Genomic DNA, 17,108 nt, shown 5'->3' with positions numbered 1-17,108 from the left:
TCAGCCCCCGACCCGGACCAGCCGGGCCGAGAGGTGCGGGCTGAGCCCGTGCCCCATGGCGGCCATCTCCTGGGCGTAGAGCAGCGCACCCTCGACGATGCCGAAGAGCCGGTGCCCACCGGTGACCTCCTTGGCGGTCGGAGTCCGGATCACCACGTCGGTGGCGAACTCGACCTGCGTGCCGGTGCGCTTGCCCAGGTGCAGCTCCATCACCCCGGACGGGGTGGTCAGCAGCGCCTCCAACTCGTCGGTCGCCCGCCCATCGACCAGCACCGGCCGCCACCAGCCGACCTCGCGACCGGCCGGACGGACCGGCTTGCTCTGCTCGTCGAGGATCCAGGCACGCGACTCGTAATGCAGGAACGGCCGGCCGTCGTGGCTGATCCGGATCTCCTGCGCGTAGTCGAAATCCTCGATGGTGGGGAAGCCGCCCTTGCCCCGACCACGCCACAGACCGATGTACGGCAACAGGGCATCCAGCGCGGGGTGCAGCTTCGGCCCGACCCGCAGGTCGTGGCTCTCCTCGAACGGGTACTCCTCGACCGGCGGCGCGTTCAGCCACGGCGGCTGCAGCGGGTTCTCGCTCACAGGCGTCACCAGCGTCCTCTCGAAATCCTTACGGCAAGGTAGACGAGGCCACCGGCGAGCCCGCCCAGGCCAGCGACCAGCAGGCTGACAAACCCGATCTCGGTAACCATCCCGGCCATCCTATGCTGGGCCACATGGCCCGCACTCTCGTCGTCAAGGTCACCGCTGGGGCGGACGCCCCGGAGCGGTGCGCGCAGGCATTCACCGTCGCCGCGACGGCGGTGGCGGCCGGGGTGGACGTCTCGCTCTGGCTGACCGGTGAGTCGACCTGGTTCGCCCTGCCGGGTCGCGCCCAGCAGTTCGACCTGCCGCACTCCGCACCGTTGGCCGAGTTGTTGCACGTGATCCTGACCAGTGGCCGGGTGACCGCCTGCACGCAGTGCGCGGCCCGACGGGAGATCGGCCCGGACGACGTACTCCCCGGGGTCCGGATCGCCGGTGCCGCGGTCTTCGTCGAGGAGGCGTTGGCCGAGGGCGCGCAGGCGCTCGTCTACTGACCGCACGGCGGCGGTGGGTCGATCCGAGCGAGGTGTCGATACCGACCCGACATCTCGGACGACTGCCTACGATTCGGGTGTGACCGAGGCGGCGGAGAGGTTCTTCGAAGCACTGCCGTCCCGCGCCCCGGAGGTCCTGGGTGGCCTGGCCGACGGCACCCTCCAGATCGACCTCGGCGACGACCACCGGACCGAACACTGGCTGGTCCGGATGCGACCCGGGTCGGTGCGGGTCAGCCGCGAGCGCGGCCCGGCCGACGCCATCTGGTACAGCAGCGCCGCCCTCTTCGACCGGCTGATCACCGGCGAGGCCCAAGGGGTCGCGGCGGTGCTGCGCAACGAGAGCACGTTCAGCGGAAACGTGGTGCTCTTCCTCGCCTTCCGGCGGTTCTTTCCGGACCCGCCCGGCACCCGTGACCCCCGCGAGACGGCCCGTCGAGCAGCCGGGCGACTGCGATGAGGGACCTCGTCAGCATTCTGGACGGCAACACCTTCCTGGTCAGCGACCGGCGTGGGGACATCGAGCCGTCCTACGACTTCCCTACCGGGCTGTTCTCGTTCGACACCCGCTTCCTGTCCACCTGGGTGCTCACCCTGGACGGCCAACGGCTGCACGCCCTCTCCGTCGACGATGCCGAGTCGTACCGCACCACGTTCTTCCTCGCCCCCGGGGAACCCACGCACTACCTGGACGCGAAGGCGTCGGTGATCCGCAGCCGGGCGATAGTGGGCAGCTTCGAGGAGGAGCTGACCGTGCTGAACCACCTCGGCGCGGAGGTCGAGTGCACCCTCCGAATCGAGATCGGGGCAGACTTCGCCGACCTGTTCGAGATCAAGAATGCTCGGCGGAAGCGGGGCCGGACCACCGTCACGGTCGCCGAGAACGAGCTGCGGGCGGCCTACCGGCGGGAGGCGTTCCACCGGGAGATGGTGGTCAACACCACCGAGCCGGCAATTGTCGACGACACCGGGATGACCTTCCGGATCCGGATAGCCCGCAACGGCAGGTGGGCCACCCGGCTGCACGTGTCCAGCATCGTCTACGGGGCCCGCAGCGAGGACATCCGGGCCACCCTCCCGTACGGCGGCAGCCGCAGCGCCGACGCCATCCGGTCCGAGCAGCAGGAGCTGATCGACCGGGCGCCGAAGCTCGGCTGCGACTGCGAGCCGCTGGCCGGGGCGTACCGGCGCAGCCTCAACGATCTGGCCGCACTGCGCTACGAATCGATCGCCCTGGGCGTGCGGCTGATCGCCGCGGGGCTGCCCTGGTTCATGACCCTGTTCGGCCGGGACAGCATCATCACCTCGTTGCAGGTGCTGCCTTTCCTGCCGGAGCTGGTCCCGCCGACCATCCTGATGCTGGCCGGGCTACAGGGTCACCGGGTGGACGACTTCCGGGACGAGGAACCCGGCAAGATCCTGCACGAGCTGCGGTACGGCGAGACCGCCGGCTTCGAGGAGCAGCCCCACTCGCCGTACTACGGATCGGCCGACGCGACACCCCTGTTCATCATCCTGATCGACGAGTATGAACTGTGGACCGGTGACGCCGCACTCGTCCGCCGGCTGGAATCGCAGGTCCGCGCGGCGTTGAAGTGGATCGACACCTACGGTGACCTGCTCGGCACCGGCTACCTCTGGTACCAGACCCGCAACCCCGAGACCGGCCTGCAGAACCAGTGTTGGAAGGACTCCTGGGACGCCATCTCGTACGCCGACGGCCAGCTGCCCGGCTTCCCCCGGGCCACCTGTGAGTTGCAGGGCTACGCGTACGACGCGAAGATCCGGGCCGCCCGGCTGGCCCGGAAGTTCTGGAACGACCCGGAGTTCGCCGACAGGCTGGAGCGGGAGGCCGCCGACCTGAAACGGCGGTTCGACCGCGACTTCTGGATCCCCGAGCGGGAGCACTACGCGCTCGCGCTGGACGCCGACGGCCGGCAGGTGGACGCGCTGACCTCGAACATCGGGCACCTGCTGTGGAGCGGCATCGTGGACGAGTCGCGCGCCGGCAAGGTGGTCGAGCACCTGCTCGGGCCACGACTGTTCTCCGGCTGGGGGGTGCGGACGCTCGCCGCGGACGAGGGTCGGTACAACCCGATCGGCTATCACGTGGGCACGGTCTGGCCGTTCGACAACTCGATCATCGCCTGGGGGTTGTGGCGGTACGGCTTCCGGGAGGAGGCCGGGTTGCTCTGCGACACGATGCTGGCCGCGTCCCGGTACTTCGAGGGGCGGCTGCCGGAGGCTTTCGCCGGCTACGCCCGTGACCTCACCGACTACCCGGTGGAGTACCCGACCGCGTGCAGCCCGCAAGCCTGGTCGACCGGCACCCCACTGCTGCTGCTCCGGGTGATGCTGGGGTTGGAGCCGCAGGGCGAGCACCTGATCATCGACCCGGCCGTGCCACCGGGGATGGGCCGGGTCGAGCTGCTGGACATCCCTGGCCGGTGGGGCATGGTCGACGCGTTGGGCCGCAGCCGTGGCCCCGAGGATCAGCCGGGCGGCGGCTGACCCGGGCCCCCTGCCCGGCTCAGTCCGGGCAGCCGACGGTGGCGGCCAGTCGGGTGGCGTCCGGGCCGATCTCGGCCAGCACCGTGACGGCACCGGTGCGGTACGCGTACACCGGGGGTTGGTCCAGCAGTGGGGCGTTGCCGGCCAGCGGGGCGAGTGCGGCCGTCGAGGCCCCCGGGTCGAGACCGTTCGCGGACCGCGTGGTGCGGGCGAACCCGCCGCCCGGGCAGGGCGCGGTGACCAGCTCCGGCGCGGCGTCGGCCGGCCGGTCGAGTGCCCGCAGCGCGGCGCTCAGCGCTTCGGCCTCCGGGCCTACTGTGGTGGCCGGGGTCGACCGGTAGCCGGTGCCGACCGGCCGGCAACCGGTGTCGACGATCAGCCGCACCCGGCCGTCAGCGGTCGGCCGCCCCTCGACCGCCACGAATTCTCCGGCGTCGGCCCGCAGCTCGGGGCCGTCCACCCCGGGCCCGACCCCGGCCCGCCAGCTCGCCGGTAGCCGCTCGGCGATGCCGGCCAGCACGGCCCGCTCGTCACCGGTGGCCACGAGTACACCGACCTCGCGCCGCAGCCTCGCCCCGTCGTCGAACGGGGTGACCCGGCAGCCGGACGCGACCCGCGCGGGGCCCAGCTCCAGCAGACCGGCAGCACCGGCCGCAAGGGCCAGCTCGCCGACCGCCCGGTCGACCACCGGGCCGGCCTGATCCAGGGACCGCTGTTCGCGCACGGTCGGCGGGTCGTCCCGCACCGACATCCAGGTGAGCCCGGCCAGCAACAGGACCCAGGCCACGGTCGCGGCCAGCAGCCAACGCCGCCGCGACCCGGCCGGCGCCGGCGCGGCGGGGCCGGCCGAAGAGGCCCAACCCGTCTGGACAGCACCGCTCACCCGGTCATGGTGTCACGCGCCCGCCGCCGGGTCGGCGGCGGAGCCGGTCGGCAGGGCAGGGCGACGGTGGGTCAGTGCTCCTTCAGCCGGGGCGACCGGTCGAGTCGATAGCCGATCCCCCGCACGGTGTGCACCTGTGGCCCGCCCGGCAGGCCCCGCAACCTGCGGCGAAGCCGTTTGATCGTGGACCGCAGAGCCGCGGTGTCCGCGCCACCGAGCGCTGAGGCGCAGAGCTGTTCGTAGCTCCACACCACCAGCGGCGGGCCGATGAGCAGGGTGAGCAGCTCCCGTTCGACGGGGGCCAGCGGGAGCGGGTCGCCGCGCCAGGTGACCCGGTTTCCGACCCGGTCGACGGCCAGTCCACCCCACTCGACCAGACCCTGCGCGGCGGTGGGCGGAGGGACTGTGGGACCGACCGACGTCAGGCCCATCGGTGACGCCAGCAGTTCGCGCAGCTCGGCCAGGTCGGCGCAGCTGAGCACCAGGGCGAGCCCGTCGAGTTCGCTCAGCACCCGCTCCCGCATCGACATGTCCGTGCCCACACAGAGGACGATGGGGATCCCTTCGTCGGACACGCCACTTTCATCCCTGAATTCCACCTGTAGATAGTTACGCATGCCGATGAATTCGGCACCTCCCCCGGCGCGTCGCCCCTGCGGGGAAACGACCGGGGCCGGTCACCCCAGGAGGGTGACCGGCCCCGGTCAATCAGAGCAGTGGGTCAGGCGACGGTGACGGCAACCTCGTTGACACCTCGGCCGGCAGTGACCGGGGTGTCGCCGTTGCCGTGCCGGGACAACGCCCGCAGCGTCCAGGAGCCCGGCGCGGCGAAGAACCGGAACTGCCCAGCGGCCGAGGTGACCACCTCGGCGGTGAACTCACCGGTCGAGTCGAGCAGCCGGACGTACGCGCCCGGCACCGGCTCGTCGTCGGCGGAGCGGACGATGCCGGTGATGACGGTCTCCTTCTCCAGATCCAGGCCGGCCGGCAGTGGCGCGGCCTGATCCGGTGCGGCGCAACCCGCAGCGACGGGGAGAGTCATGATCAGGCCTCCCCGGGTTCGTCACCGAGCGCGACCGGCACACCGACCAGCGAGCCGTACTCGGTCCAGGAGCCGTCGTAGTTCTTGACGTTGCGGTGACCCAGCAGCTCCTGGAGCACGAACCAGGTGTGCGACGAGCGCTCACCGATCCGGCAGTACGCGATGGTCTCCTTGCCGTCGTCGAGCCCCGCGTCGCCGTAGATCTTGCGCAGGTCGTCGTCGGACCGGAAGGTGCCGTCCTCGTTGGCCGCCTTGGACCACGGCACGCTGATCGCGGTGGGGATGTGGCCGGCCCGCTGGGCCTGCTCCTGCGGCAGGTGGGCGGGGGCGAGCAGGCGACCGGCGAACTCGTCAGGGCTGCGCACGTCGACCAGGTTCTTGGTGCCGATCGCGGCGACGACCTCGTCACGGAAGGCCCGGATGGAGGTGTCCGGCTCCTGCGCGACGTACTGCGTCGCCGGGCGGGACACCTGGTCGGTGACGAGCGGGCGGGCGTCCAGCTCCCACTTCTTGCGGCCGCCGTCGAGCAGCTTCACGTCGCCGTGGCCGTAGAGCTTGAAGTACCAGTAGGCGTACGCGGCGAACCAGTTGTTGTTGCCGCCGTACAGGATCACGGTGTCGTCGTTGCTGATGCCCCGCTCGGAGAGCAGCGCCTCGAACTGCGTCTTGTTGACGAAGTCCCGGCGGACCTGGTCCTGAAGGTCGGTCTTCCAGTCGATCTTGATAGCGCCGGCGATGTGGCCGGTGTCGTAGGCCGAGGTGTCCTCGTCGACCTCGACGAAGACGACGCCCGGGGCGTCGAGGTTCTTCTCGGCCCACTCGGCCGAAACGAGTGCGGTGTCGCGACTCATCGAATCACTCCCTGGTGAGGATGGATGGTGAGCCAACGCGCGCGAATCGATGGACGTATCTGTCGCACCACGCGCGGGACCCAGCGGAAGGACGGGATCACGGGTTTGTGCGACGGCGCCGCTGCCGGGCGTTCGGTGGGATAACCGGAGGGTGCGAGAACCCTGTGCCGGTGGCCGCCGTCAGGCGGCCGAAGACAGCCCCGCCGTCAGATGACGGGGCGACACAGGCAGGTGGCCACGCGACACAGGTCGACCGCGCGCCGTTTGGTGAGGTGGGTCCCCATGGCCACGGAGCCTACCAGCCATTGACCGTGCTGCCACTGCGCCGACCACCATCCGGGAATCGCCAGGGCTGCCAAGGATTTCGGCATCCCACCGCGCCCGCGACCTCAGCCTGCGGAGTTGATCGGCACGTTCTTCGCGTCGGCGGTGACCGCCAGCCCTTCCGGCAGTGGACGGACCTCCCGGACGGCAAGCTGGAACGGCAGTTCCGGAAGAGGCACGTCGATGGAGATGCTCTTGGCGTAATTGCTCAGGAAGGCACGGGCCAGCGGCAGGTTCGGCAGGCCGGCGGCGTCCAGGTCGTTGAATCGCAGGGCGACGGCACCGTTGTCGGCGACGGTGACGTCGGCGGTGCCGGTGATGGTGAGCTTCTGACCGAGGATGTCGGCCGGGGCCGTGACGGCGAGCTTGCCGTTCTGCTCGCCGAGGGTGAGCCCCGGGCGGTTCAGCAGCGCGGCCAGGCTCTCGTAGCTGATCGTGCCGGCACCGTTCACCGTGTCCGCCACGACGTCACCCTGGCCGGTGCGAAGGGTGTCCAGCGAGGCCCGCACGTTGCGGGCGGTCACGTCCAGCACTGGCAGCCGGACGGCGTCGCCCTGGACCGGGGCCTGCACGTCCCGCAGGTTGATGGTGATCCGCTGGTAACGACCATCCAGCACCTGGGTGAGGAACGGAACTCCGGCCACCTCCACCTCAGGAGCGGCGGATTGCGCGCCCTGCTTGGCGATCTCCTGTCGTACGCGGTCGGCGATGGTCCGTTCGGCGACTCCGACCGCCACCCGGTCGGCGACCACCAGCAACCCGGCCAGCAGCAGGAGCAGAACGAACAGCCCGATGAGCAGCTTGCGGCCACGCCGTCGGGGTCGCGCCTCGTCCACCGGATAGTCCCGCGCCACGCCGCCTCCTGTCTCCGCCCGTCGCGCCGCGACGGGGCGTTCGTACCAACGCCGCAGGGCGGCGCAACCGTAGGTACCCGACCGGCTGCGCGCTCAACCGTGACTCAGAGGAAGAGCATGCACATGGCGTACGCGGCGGGCGCCGCCAGCGCGAAGCCACCGAGCGGACCCTGCATGTGCCGGGCCACCCACATCGTGGGCGGTTCACCGGCCATCAACCGGCCTGCCTCCGCGTACCCCACGGCGAGGTCGGAGAGGACGGCGGTGACCGCCGCGACCAGGCCGATCACGGCGGCCCGGGTCGGCGTGAAGGGAGTCACCAGGTAGCTGCCGAGGAGGGCGCTGGTCAACGTGCCGACCATCGCGCCGGCCACCACGCCGGCGGCGCCCCGGGGCACCTGCGGGGCCAGCCGTGGCCACGGCAGCACGGCGTCGGTGAGCCGGGCGACGGTGAGCGCGACACCGCTCGCGGTCAGGCAGACGGTGATCGCCTGGGTGCCGGCCGGGATCCGGCTGAGCACGATCAGGGTGCCGAAGGCCACCACCCCCACCACGATGAGCAGGGTCGCGCCGAGTGAGTCGGTGACCCGAACCCGGTCGACCCGACGAACCAGTTGGCCGAGCACCGCGGCGAGGAACCCGCCGGCGGCCAGGTAGCCCAGCGGCGCCAGGCCGGCGACGTCGGTCTGCACCGCGGCGATGTCGGCCAGCGCCGCGACCGCGGCGCTGATCCCCGCGACCACCAGCAACGCGGGCGGACGCATGGCCATGGTCCAGGCGAGCACGAACAGCAGTTGGACGCCGAAGACGATGGCGGCGAACGGCAGCCGGTGGCCGGGGCCCGACGTCTGCGCGCCGAGCACCAGACCGACACCGAGCAGCGCGGCGAAGCCGGCGATGGTCAGCGCCAGCTGGCGGTGCACCTCGACCGGGGGTATGACCTCCTCTTCCGGCTCGTCGATCTCGTCTTCGGATCGGCGGGCCGGCTCACCGGCGCGACGGGCCCGGCGAGGCCCACCCCGTTCGCGGCGATCGCCATCGGTGGTGGCCGGGCCGGTACGGGGCGCGGGCGGTTGGCCGCGCGTCGGCGCGGCGGCCGGGCCCGGTTGGGAGCCTGCGGGCCACGATTCGCGGCCGGCCTCGGGCGAGGTGGAGGGAAACACGACCCGATCGTGCCAGACCGACCGCCCGACGCGGTGGTCATGGGTTTCAGCGACGTTAAAATCCGCGCCACGATCAAGGGCAAGATAGACAAACAGGATATGGCCTGGGGGCGCGGCCGAGGCGATCAGTTACGCTCAACGCGTTACCCGCCCGTCAGCGACGCCGGGACCACGCAATTTCTCAGCGCACTCCTTGATGAGTGCGACTGGTCGCGTGCGGCCTCGCGCCGCCGGGACGGAGGTGATCGTGGAGATCCTGCTGCTGGTGACCGCGCGCGCAGGGGAACCGTCGGCTGTGCTGCCGGCACTCGACCTGCTGCCGCACTCGGTCCGCACCGCGCCGCGCGACGTTCGCACCCTGGTCGCGGGCCCCAGCCCGGACGCGGTGATGGTGGACGCCCGATCGGAGCTGAGCGAGGCCCGGGCGACCTGCCGAATGTTGCACGCCACCGGGCTCGGCGTGCCGCTGGTCGCGGTGGTGACCGAGGCCGGTCTGATCGCGCTCAACGCTGACTGGGGCGTCGACGACGTCATCCTCGCCTCGGCCGGCCCCGCCGAGGTCGAGGCACGGCTGCGGCTGGCGGTGGGCCGGCTCAGCAACGCGACCGCTGGTGCGGGTGGCTCGATCCGGGCCGGCGAGCTGACCATCGACCCGGACACCTACGCGGCCAAGCTCAAGGGTCGTCCGCTCGACCTCACCTACAAGGAGTTCGAGCTGCTGAAGTTCCTGGCCCAGCACCCGGGCCGGGTGTTCACCCGGGACCAGCTCCTGCGCGAGGTCTGGGGCTACGACTACTTCGGCGGCACCCGCACGGTGGACGTGCACGTCCGGCGGCTGCGCGCCAAGCTCGGCTCGGAGTACGAGTCGATGATCGGCACCGTCCGCCAGGTCGGCTACAAGTTCGTCGTTCCGCCATCACGGTCACTTCCCGAGGCGGAGCACGCGCCGCTGCCGGTCTGATTCGCGGACCGCCCCGGACGATTTCCCATATGCCCTATTTGCGCAGCTTGGCGGCTCTATTCTGACTGCCGGGTTTGTCGGAGAAAGGGGCGATGGTGCGCGCACTGAACACGGGGGCGACGGGCCGGCGTGACCGGCGAGCCGGGCGGAAGTCGTGACGCGGGGCAGTTCCACCGCGCGGGCCGCGGGGATCGTGACGTTGGTGGTGGCGGGGCTGCTCGGCTCCGCGTACGTGCTCGGCCGCAGCCTCGTCCCCGACCAGGCGCCCCCGCACTCCACCGGCCTCGCCACCAGCGCCGACGGGCCGCACTACGCCGACCAACCCAGCGTTGGTGAGCCGGGCGGAACGCCGAGCGCCAGCGCCGGCCCGATCGTGACGGGCCAGGACGGGTCCGGACAAGACGCCGGGGGCGACAAACTGTTCGGCGCGCACGCCACCACCGGCACCCCGCGGCTCGCGCTGACCTTCGACGACGGGCCGGACCCGCGCTACACCCCGCAGGTCCTCGCCCTCCTGCGCGAATACAACGTGCACGCCACGTTCTGCGTGGTCGGCGAGAACGCGCAGGACCACCCCGACCTGGTCCAGTCGATCGTGGACGCCGGGCACACCCTGTGCAACCACTCCTGGCACCACGACGTCAGCCTGGGCGCCCGGTCGGCCGACGCGATCCGCTCCGACCTCCTGCGCACCAACGCGGCGATCCGGGCGGCGGTGCCGAACGCCCCGATCGTCTGGTACCGCCAGCCGGGCGGGGCCTGGACGTACCCGGTGGTGTCGGTGGCCCGGCAGCTCGGCATGACCCCGCTGCACTGGTCGGTGGACCCGTCGGACTGGGACCTGCCCGGAGCCGGCAAGATCACCGCGACGGTGCTGGACCAGGCCGAACCGGGCTCGGTGGTGCTGCTGCACGACGCCGGTGGGGACCGGCAGGGCACGGTGGAGGCGCTGGGCCAGATCCTGCCCGACCTGACCGCCCGATTCGAGCTGGAGGCACTCCCCACCGACCCGACGTGAGCCGCGGCTTTACGGCGACGGTCCGGGCGTCACGACAGGCAGCGGATACGGTGGCGGAATGAGCAGCGCGGAGCCGACCAGCGACCAGGTGACCCGAACCGACCGACTGGCCTCGGCGGAGATCGCCGACGTACTGGCCCTCGCCAGTTCCGCGGGCGACACCGACGGCGCGGACCCGCTCGACGAACACGTCCTGCTCCGGCTGCGCGATCCCGACGCCCCCGCCGTGCACCTGATCGCCCGCGCCGACGACGGCACCCTTACCGGTTACGCGCACCTGGACACCACCGACCCGGTCGACGGGATCGGGGTCGAGCTGGTGGTGCACCCCGCGTACCGGCGACGGGGCACCGGTCGGGCGCTGGCCCGGGGCGTACTCGCCTCGGCCACCGGGCCGCTGCGGGCGTGGGCGCACGGCGACCACCCGTCGGCCGCCGCGCTCGCCGTCGACCTCGGCTTCAGCCGCGCCCGGGTGCTCTGGCAGTTGCGCCGGCCGTTGGCTGCCCCGCTGGGTGAGCTGCGTCTGCCCGACGGGGTGGCGCTGCGCGCGTTCCGGCCCGGCGCGGACGACGCGGCCTGGCTGGCCCTCAACGCGCGGGCGTTCGCCGAGCACCCCGAGCAGGGCCGGTGGACGTCAGACGACCTGCGGGTCCGCCTCTCCGAGCCGTGGTTCGACCCGGCGGGCTTCCTGCTCGCCGAGGAGACCGCCACCGGCCGGCTGCTCGGTTTCCACTGGACCAAGGTGCACGAGCGGCCGGGGTCGGCCCGGATCGGCGAGGTGTACGTCCTGGGAGTGGAGCCGACCGCGCACGGCGGCGGGCTCGGCCGGGCCCTGACCACCGCTGGGCTGGCGCACCTGCGGGACAAGCGCGGCCTGGACCGGGTGATGCTCTATGTGGACGACTCGAACACCGGGGCCGTCGCGCTCTACGAACGGCTGGGCTTCGCCCGCTGGTCCGCGCACATCAACTACCACCTGGGCTGACCGTCGGCGGTCGCCCCGAGCGGGTCACCGGTGGGTAACGGCCGGGCGTCGGCAGCATAACGACGAACCGGAAATATACCCATACTTCCGACAGATGTACCCGGGTTCACTTAACGGACAACTCACCCTCAGAGAGCGGTCACCTCAGCGGCCGTACGTGTTCACCTTGCGTTCACTTGTGACCGGCGAATCGGCTACCTGGCACTTCTAGCTTTCGTGTCAGCCGGTCAGTGCCGGTCCTCGGCCCCCGGGATCGGGGCGCCAAGTCAGACGCGAAGGGAAACCCCTCAGGTGAAGCTCCAGCGGTACGGCACTATTGCCTGCCTCGCTCTTGCCGCGACGCTCGGCCTCAGTGCATGCGGCTCGGACAACAACGAGCCCGCCTCCGGCGCAACTGCTTCGGGCTCGACCGCCGCGGTCGACTGCGCTACCGGAACGCTCAACGCCCAGGGCTCGACGGCGCAGAAGAACGCCATGGCCGAGTGGATCAAGGCGTACCAGCAGAAGTGCCAGGGCACCACGATCAACTACGAGGGTACTGGCTCGGGCGCCGGCATCCAGGCGTTCATCGCCGGGACCGCCGACTTCGCCGGTTCCGACTCCGCACTCAAGCCGGAGGAGCAGCCGCAGGCGGACGCCAAGTGCGTCGGCGGTAAGGCCATCCACCTGCCGATGGTGATCGGCCCGGTGGCCGTCGCCTACAACGTCAGCGGCGTGGACAACCTCCAGCTCAAGCCGGCCACCCTGGCGAAGATCTTCGCTGGCACGGTCACCAAGTGGGACGACGCCGCGATCAAGGCCGACAACCCGGACGCCAAGCTCCCGGCGACCACGATCCAGACCGTCCACCGTTCGGACGAGTCGGGCACCACCGACAACTTCACCAAGTACCTCTCGAAGACTGCCGAGACTGACTGGACCTTCAGCAACGCCAAGGCCTGGAAGGCCCCGGGCGGCACCGGCGCCAAGGGCTCGGACGGCGTGGCCAGCTCGGTCAAGGGCGCGGACGGCTCCATCGGCTACATGGAGTGGTCGTTCGCCGAGAACGCCGGCCTGAAGATGTCGAAGATCGGCAACGGCAACGGCGAGTTCACCGCGCTGACCGCCGAGGCCGCTGGCAAGACCATCGCCGGCGCTGCCATCGAGGGTCAGGGCGACGACCTCAAGCTGAAGATCGACTACAACACCAAGGAGGCCGGGGCGTACCCGATCGTCCTGGCGACGTACGAGATCGTCTGCAGCAAGGGCCTCGCGGCCGACAAGCTGAAGCTGGTCAAGGGCCTGCTGGGCCACGCCGCCAGCGCCGAGGGCCAGGCCTCTCTCACCGAGCTGGGCTACGCCCCGCTGCCGGAGACGGTCCGCACCAAGGTCGAGACCGCGGTCAAGAACCTCTCCTGACCCGACCCACCACCTCCGCAACCGAATCGAGCGAGCAGATGGGTGAAACCCCTCACCGCTCGGCCGACGCCGGCACCGGCGGGACGCGCGTGACCCAGAGTCACGAGTGGCCCGCCGGTGCCTCGGCGCGTGTGGCCGAGGCACCAGTCAGCACCCGTTCCCCGGGCGGCACCGGGCTGGGCGGCGGCGGCGCGCTGCCGCGCAGTCGCAAGTTCGGCGCCGAGCGGGCCTTCCGCGGCCTCACACTGGCCGCTGGAACCGCCGTTCTGGTCATCATCGCCGCCATCGCGATCTTCCTGATCGCCAAGGCGGTGCCGGCCCTGCGCGCCAACACCGAGAACTTCTGGACCTACGAGGGTTGGTCGCCCAACGAGACGGAGCCGAAGTTCGGTATCGGCACACTCGCCTTCGGTACCGTCCTCAGCGCGGCGCTGGCGCTGCTCATGGCGGTGCCGGTGGCGCTGGGCATCGCGCTCTACCTGTCGCACTACGCGCCCCGCCGCCTGGGCACCGCGCTCGGCTTCCTGATCGATCTGCTCGCCGCCGTGCCGAGTGTGGTCTTCGGCCTCTGGGGGCGGGACATCTTCATCAACCCGGTCCGGGACTTCTCGGTGTGGTTGAACAAGTACTTCAGCTGGCTGCCGATCTTCGGCGGCGACGGCCCCTTCGGTAAGTCGATCATGTTGGGCGCCCTGGTACTCGCGATCATGGTGTTGCCGATCATCACCTCGCTCTCCCGCGAGGTGTTCCTCCAGACGCCCACCGCGAACGAGGAAGCCGCCCTGGCCCTGGGCGCCACCCGCTGGGAGATGCTCCGCACCGCGGTGCTGCCCTACGGACGCCCCGGCATCATCGCCGCGATGATGCTCGGCCTCGGCCGGGCGCTCGGCGAAACCATCGCCCTGGCGATGACCCTCGGCATCACCTTCGGTGTCTCGTTCAACCTGATCCAGAGCGGCGGGAACACCATCGCCGCCAACATCGCCAACGCGTTCGGCGAGGCGAACGAGACCGGCCGGGGCGCGCTCATCGCCTCAGGTCTGGTGCTGTTCACCATCACGCTGATCGTCAACATCACGGCGCGGGCGATCATCCACCGCCGCCGGGAGTTCACGGAGTCGGCCGCATGACCACAACCGTCACCTCCCACCGCACCCGGCCGCCGGCCCAGCCCGACTCGCTGCGGGCCAAGCGGCTGCCCTGGTACGCCGCCCCGGCCATCGCCGTGGCGGCCCTGGCGCTCTCCGCCGTGATCGTCTACGGAACCGGCGTCGGCGGCCTGGTCCTCGTGGTCGTCCTCGGTGCGATCCTCTACCTGGTCGGGCTCTTCGCCGCCGCCAACGCGGTCGAGGGGCGCCGGTCGGCGCGCAACCGCACCTGGAGCGCGCTGATCCACTCCGCCTTCGTGCTGGCGGTGCTGCCGCTCGTCTCGGTGGTCTGGACGCTGGTCAGCAAGGGCGCCGAGCGGTTCGACGCCAACTTCTTCCAGACCTCGATGAACAACATCGGGGCCCGGGACGCCAACGGCGGCGCGTACCACGCCATCGTCGGCACCCTGGAGCAGGTCGGCATCGCCACAGTGATCACCGTCCCGCTCGGCGTTCTCTGCGCGATCTACATCGTCGAGTACGGCCGGGGCAAGTTCGCCTTCGCGATCCGGTTCTTCGTGGACGTGATGACGGGCATCCCGTCGATCGTCTCCGGCCTCTTCGTGCTGGCGTTCTGGGTGCTGGTCGTGTCGCCGTGGTTCAACGACGGCCGGCCGAGCTTCTCCGGCTTCGCCGCCGCGCTCGCGCTGAGCGTGCTCATGCTGCCCACCATCGTCCGGTCCACCGAGGAGATGCTCCGCCTCGTCCCGGCGCCACTGCGCGAAGGCGCGTACGCGCTCGGCGTACCCAAATGGAAGACCATCCTGCGCGTGGTGGTGCCGACGGCACTGCCCGGCATCGTCACCGGCGTCATGCTCGCCATCGCCCGCGCTGCCGGCGAAACCGCGCCGGTGCTGCTGGTCGCCGGCGGCGGCGCCGCGATCAACACGAACCCCTTCGAGAACAACCAGTCGTCGCTGTCCCTCTTCGTCTACCAGCAGGCCGGTGACGCGTCGAAGTACGCACCGGCACGGGCGTGGACCGCGGCACTCACCCTGGTCGCCCTCGTTCTCATCCTGACGATCGCGGCGAAGCTGCTGGCCCGTCGCAACCGGCTCAGCCGATGAACCCCGGAGGTACCACCATGGCCAAGCGCGTCTCAGCCTCGAACGTCACCGCGTACTACGGCGGATTCAAGGCGATCGAGAACATCAACCTGACCGTCGAGCCGAAGACGGTCACCGCCCTCATCGGGCCGTCCGGTTGCGGCAAGTCCACGTTCCTGCGGTCGATCAACCGCATGCACGAGGTGCTGCCGGGTGCCCGGGTCGAGGGCAGCCTGACCATCGACGACCAGGACATCTACGACCGGGACGTGGACGTCACAGCGGTCCGGCGCACGATCGGCATGGTCTTCCAGCGGCCGAACCCGTTCCCCACCATGAGCATCTTCGAGAACGTGGTGGCCGGGCTGAAGCTCAACGGGGTCCGCAAGAAGTCGATCCTGGAGGACGCGGCCGAGAAGGCGCTGCGCTCGGCGAACCTGTGGGACGAGGTCAAGGACCGGCTGGGTAAGCCCGGCGCGGGCCTCTCCGGCGGTCAGCAGCAGCGGCTCTGCATCGCCCGGACCATCGCGGTCGAGCCGCAGGTCGTGCTGATGGACGAGCCGTGCTCGGCCCTGGACCCGATCTCCACCCTGGCGATCGAGGACCTGATGTTCCAGCTCAAGGACAAGTTCACGATCATCATCGTGACGCACAACATGCAGCAGGCCGCGCGGGTGTCGGACCGGACCGCCTTCTTCTCGATCGAGAAGACCGGCGACCCGGGCCGGCTGATCGAGTACGACAACACCCAGAAGATCTTCAGCAACCCGAGCATGAAGAAGACCGAGGACTACATCACCGGCCGCTTCGGCTGAACCGAACACGTCCGGTCACCGGCGCCCCGCCTTCCCGGCGTGGGCGCCGGTGCCATCTCCGGCACCGACGACTGCGGCCGGCGGCGGGCAGGTCATCCCAGGACGAAGCGGGGTTCGCCGTCCGGCGGCAGGTCCAGGCGCGGGGTGACCGGGGTGGCGGCGTCCCGATCGGCCGCCGCCCGCGCCACCCCGGCCAGGTCACCGGCAGCCGCCACCTGGGCCAGCGTGACCAGGGTCGGCGGCAGCATGGTCAGCTCGCCGGCCTGCGCCCGGGCCAGCGCGTCCGCCGGCCGGATCCACAGGGTGTGGTCGGCCTCGCCGGAGACGTCGCGGGTCCGTTGTCCCGCCGGCAACAGGGCGATGAAGAAGTACGTGTCGAAGCGCCGCGGCTCGAACTCCGGAGTGATCCACCGGCTCCAGGGCAGCAGCAGGTCCGACCGGAGGGTGAGCTGACGGTCGGCGAGCAGCGCGGCGAAGCCCAGCCGTCGCCCCTCCAGGTCCTGTCGGGCCGCCTCCCAGTCGTCCCCGCTGACGTCGCCCACCACGGTCTCCCGGTTCGGGCCGGCGAGCAGTACGCCCGCCTCCTCGAAGACCTCCCGCGCGGCGGCGCAGACCACCGCCTGGGCGGCCTCCGGGGCCACGCCGAGCCGGTCCGCCCACTCGCCCGGTGTCGGGCCGGCCCAGTCCAGGTGCGCCTCGGAGTCGGAGCGGTCCACCCCGCCGCCGGGGAAGGTCGGTTGCTCGGCATCGGTGTCGCTGAACTCATGGACCGGTGGGTTCGTGGCCACCGTGAAGGTGACCGCCGGCTCCGCCGGAACGAGCGGCTGGAACGTCAGCCTCACGCTTCCGAGTGGTGCGAGCGTCACCAACACCTGGAGCGCGACGGCCAGTGGCTCCACCGGCGCGGTGCGCTTCACCAACGTGGACTACAACGGCCGGCTCGTCGCCGGTCAGGTCACCGAGTTCGGCTTCCAGGGCACGGGCAGTGGGGCCGGCATGACGCCCATCTGCGCCGCCTCCTGAG

At 70.9% G+C, this 17,108-nt stretch carries 21 protein-coding genes; 11 read left to right on the top strand and 10 right to left on the bottom strand.

Annotation, left to right across the window (positions count from 1 at the left end; translation table 11 throughout):
* Together DLJ59_RS12435 and mtfM are read right to left on the bottom strand one after the other, a co-directional pair.
* On the bottom strand, window positions 1–588 hold the full coding sequence (locus DLJ59_RS12435; RefSeq protein WP_279635746.1) for a heme-binding beta-barrel domain-containing protein: 588 nt from the start codon (window positions 586–588) through the stop codon (window positions 1–3).
* Between the two features lie 5 nt (window positions 589–593).
* The gene (mtfM, locus tag DLJ59_RS37880) at window positions 594–698 is read right to left on the bottom strand and encodes a small membrane protein MtfM (protein ID WP_030327764.1); all 105 of its coding nucleotides are present in this window, start codon (window positions 696–698) and stop codon (window positions 594–596) included.
* A gap of 12 nt (window positions 699–710) precedes the next feature.
* On the opposite strand from mtfM, the gene DLJ59_RS12430 reads away from it, so the two are divergent.
* The 3 genes from DLJ59_RS12430 to DLJ59_RS12420 all read left to right on the top strand — a co-directional run bounded on the left by DLJ59_RS12430 (window position 711) and on the right by DLJ59_RS12420 (window position 3,596).
* Window positions 711–1,085 (top strand): DsrE family protein, encoded by a 375-nt coding sequence (locus DLJ59_RS12430; RefSeq protein ID WP_124772656.1) that lies wholly within the window; start codon window positions 711–713, stop codon window positions 1,083–1,085.
* Between the two features lie 79 nt (window positions 1,086–1,164).
* Entirely contained in the window at window positions 1,165–1,545 is a 381-nt protein-coding gene (locus DLJ59_RS12425; RefSeq protein WP_124772655.1) for an SCP2 sterol-binding domain-containing protein, read from the top strand.
* Window positions 1,542–3,596, top strand: coding sequence for an amylo-alpha-1,6-glucosidase (locus DLJ59_RS12420; RefSeq protein ID WP_124772654.1), 2,055 nt, complete (start codon window positions 1,542–1,544; stop codon window positions 3,594–3,596). Before DLJ59_RS12425 ends, DLJ59_RS12420 begins: the two co-directional genes overlap by 4 nt.
* 19 nt (window positions 3,597–3,615) lie before the next feature.
* On the opposite strand, the gene DLJ59_RS12415 is transcribed toward DLJ59_RS12420, so the two are convergent.
* From DLJ59_RS12415 to DLJ59_RS12390, 7 genes are all read right to left on the bottom strand, one after another.
* Window positions 3,616–4,479, bottom strand: coding sequence for a hypothetical protein (locus DLJ59_RS12415; RefSeq protein ID WP_244235983.1), 864 nt, complete (start codon window positions 4,477–4,479; stop codon window positions 3,616–3,618).
* A gap of 71 nt (window positions 4,480–4,550) precedes the next feature.
* Window positions 4,551–5,009, bottom strand: coding sequence for a winged helix-turn-helix domain-containing protein (locus DLJ59_RS12410; RefSeq protein WP_124772695.1), 459 nt, complete (start codon window positions 5,007–5,009; stop codon window positions 4,551–4,553).
* Window positions 5,010–5,200: 191 nt separating this feature from the next.
* Entirely contained in the window at window positions 5,201–5,521 is a 321-nt protein-coding gene (locus DLJ59_RS12405) for a DUF1416 domain-containing protein (RefSeq protein ID WP_124772653.1), read from the bottom strand.
* A 2-nt stretch (window positions 5,522–5,523) separates the two neighbouring features.
* The gene (locus DLJ59_RS12400) at window positions 5,524–6,372 is read right to left on the bottom strand and encodes a sulfurtransferase (RefSeq protein ID WP_124772652.1); all 849 of its coding nucleotides are present in this window, start codon (window positions 6,370–6,372) and stop codon (window positions 5,524–5,526) included.
* A 206-nt stretch (window positions 6,373–6,578) separates the two neighbouring features.
* Window positions 6,579–6,656, bottom strand: a complete 78-nt coding sequence (locus DLJ59_RS38070) for an Ms5788A family Cys-rich leader peptide (protein ID WP_310503780.1) — start codon at window positions 6,654–6,656, stop codon at window positions 6,579–6,581.
* A 105-nt stretch (window positions 6,657–6,761) separates the two neighbouring features.
* Window positions 6,762–7,550 carry an LmeA family phospholipid-binding protein gene (locus DLJ59_RS12395; protein ID WP_124772651.1) on the bottom strand — a complete coding sequence of 263 codons (789 nt, stop codon included), beginning with the start codon at window positions 7,548–7,550 and terminating at the stop codon, window positions 6,762–6,764.
* 104 nt (window positions 7,551–7,654) lie between these two features.
* Entirely contained in the window at window positions 7,655–8,713 is a 1,059-nt protein-coding gene (locus tag DLJ59_RS12390; protein WP_124772650.1) for a hypothetical protein, read from the bottom strand.
* Between the two features lie 241 nt (window positions 8,714–8,954).
* Here DLJ59_RS12390 and DLJ59_RS12385 point away from each other — a divergent pair, with 241 nt between their 5' ends.
* The 7 genes from DLJ59_RS12385 to pstB all read left to right on the top strand — a co-directional run bounded on the left by DLJ59_RS12385 (window position 8,955) and on the right by pstB (window position 16,084).
* On the top strand, window positions 8,955–9,674 hold the full coding sequence (locus tag DLJ59_RS12385; RefSeq protein WP_181518701.1) for a winged helix-turn-helix transcriptional regulator: 720 nt from the start codon (window positions 8,955–8,957) through the stop codon (window positions 9,672–9,674).
* Window positions 9,675–9,828: 154 nt separating this feature from the next.
* Window positions 9,829–10,692, top strand: a complete 864-nt coding sequence (locus DLJ59_RS12380; RefSeq protein ID WP_124772649.1) for a polysaccharide deacetylase family protein — start codon at window positions 9,829–9,831, stop codon at window positions 10,690–10,692.
* Window positions 10,693–10,750: 58 nt separating this feature from the next.
* Window positions 10,751–11,677, top strand: a complete 927-nt coding sequence (gene mshD, locus DLJ59_RS12375) for a mycothiol synthase (RefSeq protein ID WP_124772648.1) — start codon at window positions 10,751–10,753, stop codon at window positions 11,675–11,677.
* A 291-nt stretch (window positions 11,678–11,968) separates the two neighbouring features.
* Complete coding sequence (gene pstS, locus DLJ59_RS12370; protein WP_124772647.1) at window positions 11,969–13,075, top strand: phosphate ABC transporter substrate-binding protein PstS; 1,107 nt, start codon at window positions 11,969–11,971, stop codon at window positions 13,073–13,075.
* A 38-nt stretch (window positions 13,076–13,113) separates the two neighbouring features.
* Window positions 13,114–14,205 (top strand): phosphate ABC transporter permease subunit PstC, encoded by a 1,092-nt coding sequence (gene pstC, locus DLJ59_RS12365; RefSeq protein WP_124772646.1) that lies wholly within the window; start codon window positions 13,114–13,116, stop codon window positions 14,203–14,205.
* Entirely contained in the window at window positions 14,202–15,290 is a 1,089-nt protein-coding gene (gene pstA, locus DLJ59_RS12360) for a phosphate ABC transporter permease PstA (RefSeq protein WP_124772645.1), read from the top strand. Before pstC ends, pstA begins: the two co-directional genes overlap by 4 nt.
* Before the next feature lie 17 nt (window positions 15,291–15,307).
* Entirely contained in the window at window positions 15,308–16,084 is a 777-nt protein-coding gene (pstB, locus tag DLJ59_RS12355; protein WP_124772644.1) for a phosphate ABC transporter ATP-binding protein PstB, read from the top strand.
* A 92-nt stretch (window positions 16,085–16,176) separates the two neighbouring features.
* Here the strand turns inward: pstB and DLJ59_RS37365 are convergent, their stop codons facing one another.
* Complete coding sequence (locus DLJ59_RS37365) at window positions 16,177–16,956, bottom strand: NUDIX hydrolase (protein ID WP_425271415.1); 780 nt, start codon at window positions 16,954–16,956, stop codon at window positions 16,177–16,179.
* On the opposite strand from DLJ59_RS37365, the gene DLJ59_RS37360 reads away from it, so the two are divergent.
* Window positions 16,865–17,107, top strand: coding sequence for a cellulose binding domain-containing protein (locus DLJ59_RS37360; RefSeq protein WP_425271414.1), 243 nt, complete (start codon window positions 16,865–16,867; stop codon window positions 17,105–17,107). The genes DLJ59_RS37365 and DLJ59_RS37360 overlap by 92 nt on opposite strands.
* Window position 17,108: the final 1 nt, after the last annotated feature.

This window comes from Micromonospora inaquosa (assembly GCF_003857055.1).
Classification (GTDB): domain Bacteria; phylum Actinomycetota; class Actinomycetes; order Mycobacteriales; family Micromonosporaceae; genus Micromonospora; species Micromonospora inaquosa.
Note: the sequence above shows the minus strand (reverse complement) of the source record. Positions and strands in the feature narration are given on the sequence as shown.

What these genes read in the sequence shown, in the direction of transcription:
- mtfM (WP_030327764.1), bottom strand. Translation starts at nt 698, where the DNA reads ATGGTTACCGAGATCGGGTTTGTCAGCCTGCTGGTCGCTGGCCTGGGC.
- DLJ59_RS12430 (WP_124772656.1), top strand. Translation starts at nt 711, where the DNA reads ATGCTGGGCCACATGGCCCGCACTCTCGTCGTCAAGGTCACCGCTGGG.
- DLJ59_RS12420 (WP_124772654.1), top strand. Translation starts at nt 1,542, where the DNA reads ATGAGGGACCTCGTCAGCATTCTGGACGGCAACACCTTCCTGGTCAGC.
- DLJ59_RS12410 (WP_124772695.1), bottom strand. Translation starts at nt 5,009, where the DNA reads ATGTCGATGCGGGAGCGGGTGCTGAGCGAACTCGACGGGCTCGCCCTG.
- DLJ59_RS12405 (WP_124772653.1), bottom strand. Translation starts at nt 5,521, where the DNA reads ATGACTCTCCCCGTCGCTGCGGGTTGCGCCGCACCGGATCAGGCCGCG.
- DLJ59_RS12400 (WP_124772652.1), bottom strand. Translation starts at nt 6,372, where the DNA reads ATGAGTCGCGACACCGCACTCGTTTCGGCCGAGTGGGCCGAGAAGAAC.
- DLJ59_RS38070 (WP_310503780.1), bottom strand. Translation starts at nt 6,656, where the DNA reads ATGGGGACCCACCTCACCAAACGGCGCGCGGTCGACCTGTGTCGCGTG.
- mshD (WP_124772648.1), top strand. Translation starts at nt 10,751, where the DNA reads ATGAGCAGCGCGGAGCCGACCAGCGACCAGGTGACCCGAACCGACCGA.
- pstC (WP_124772646.1), top strand. Translation starts at nt 13,114, where the DNA reads ATGGGTGAAACCCCTCACCGCTCGGCCGACGCCGGCACCGGCGGGACG.
- pstA (WP_124772645.1), top strand. Translation starts at nt 14,202, where the DNA reads ATGACCACAACCGTCACCTCCCACCGCACCCGGCCGCCGGCCCAGCCC.
- pstB (WP_124772644.1), top strand. Translation starts at nt 15,308, where the DNA reads ATGGCCAAGCGCGTCTCAGCCTCGAACGTCACCGCGTACTACGGCGGA.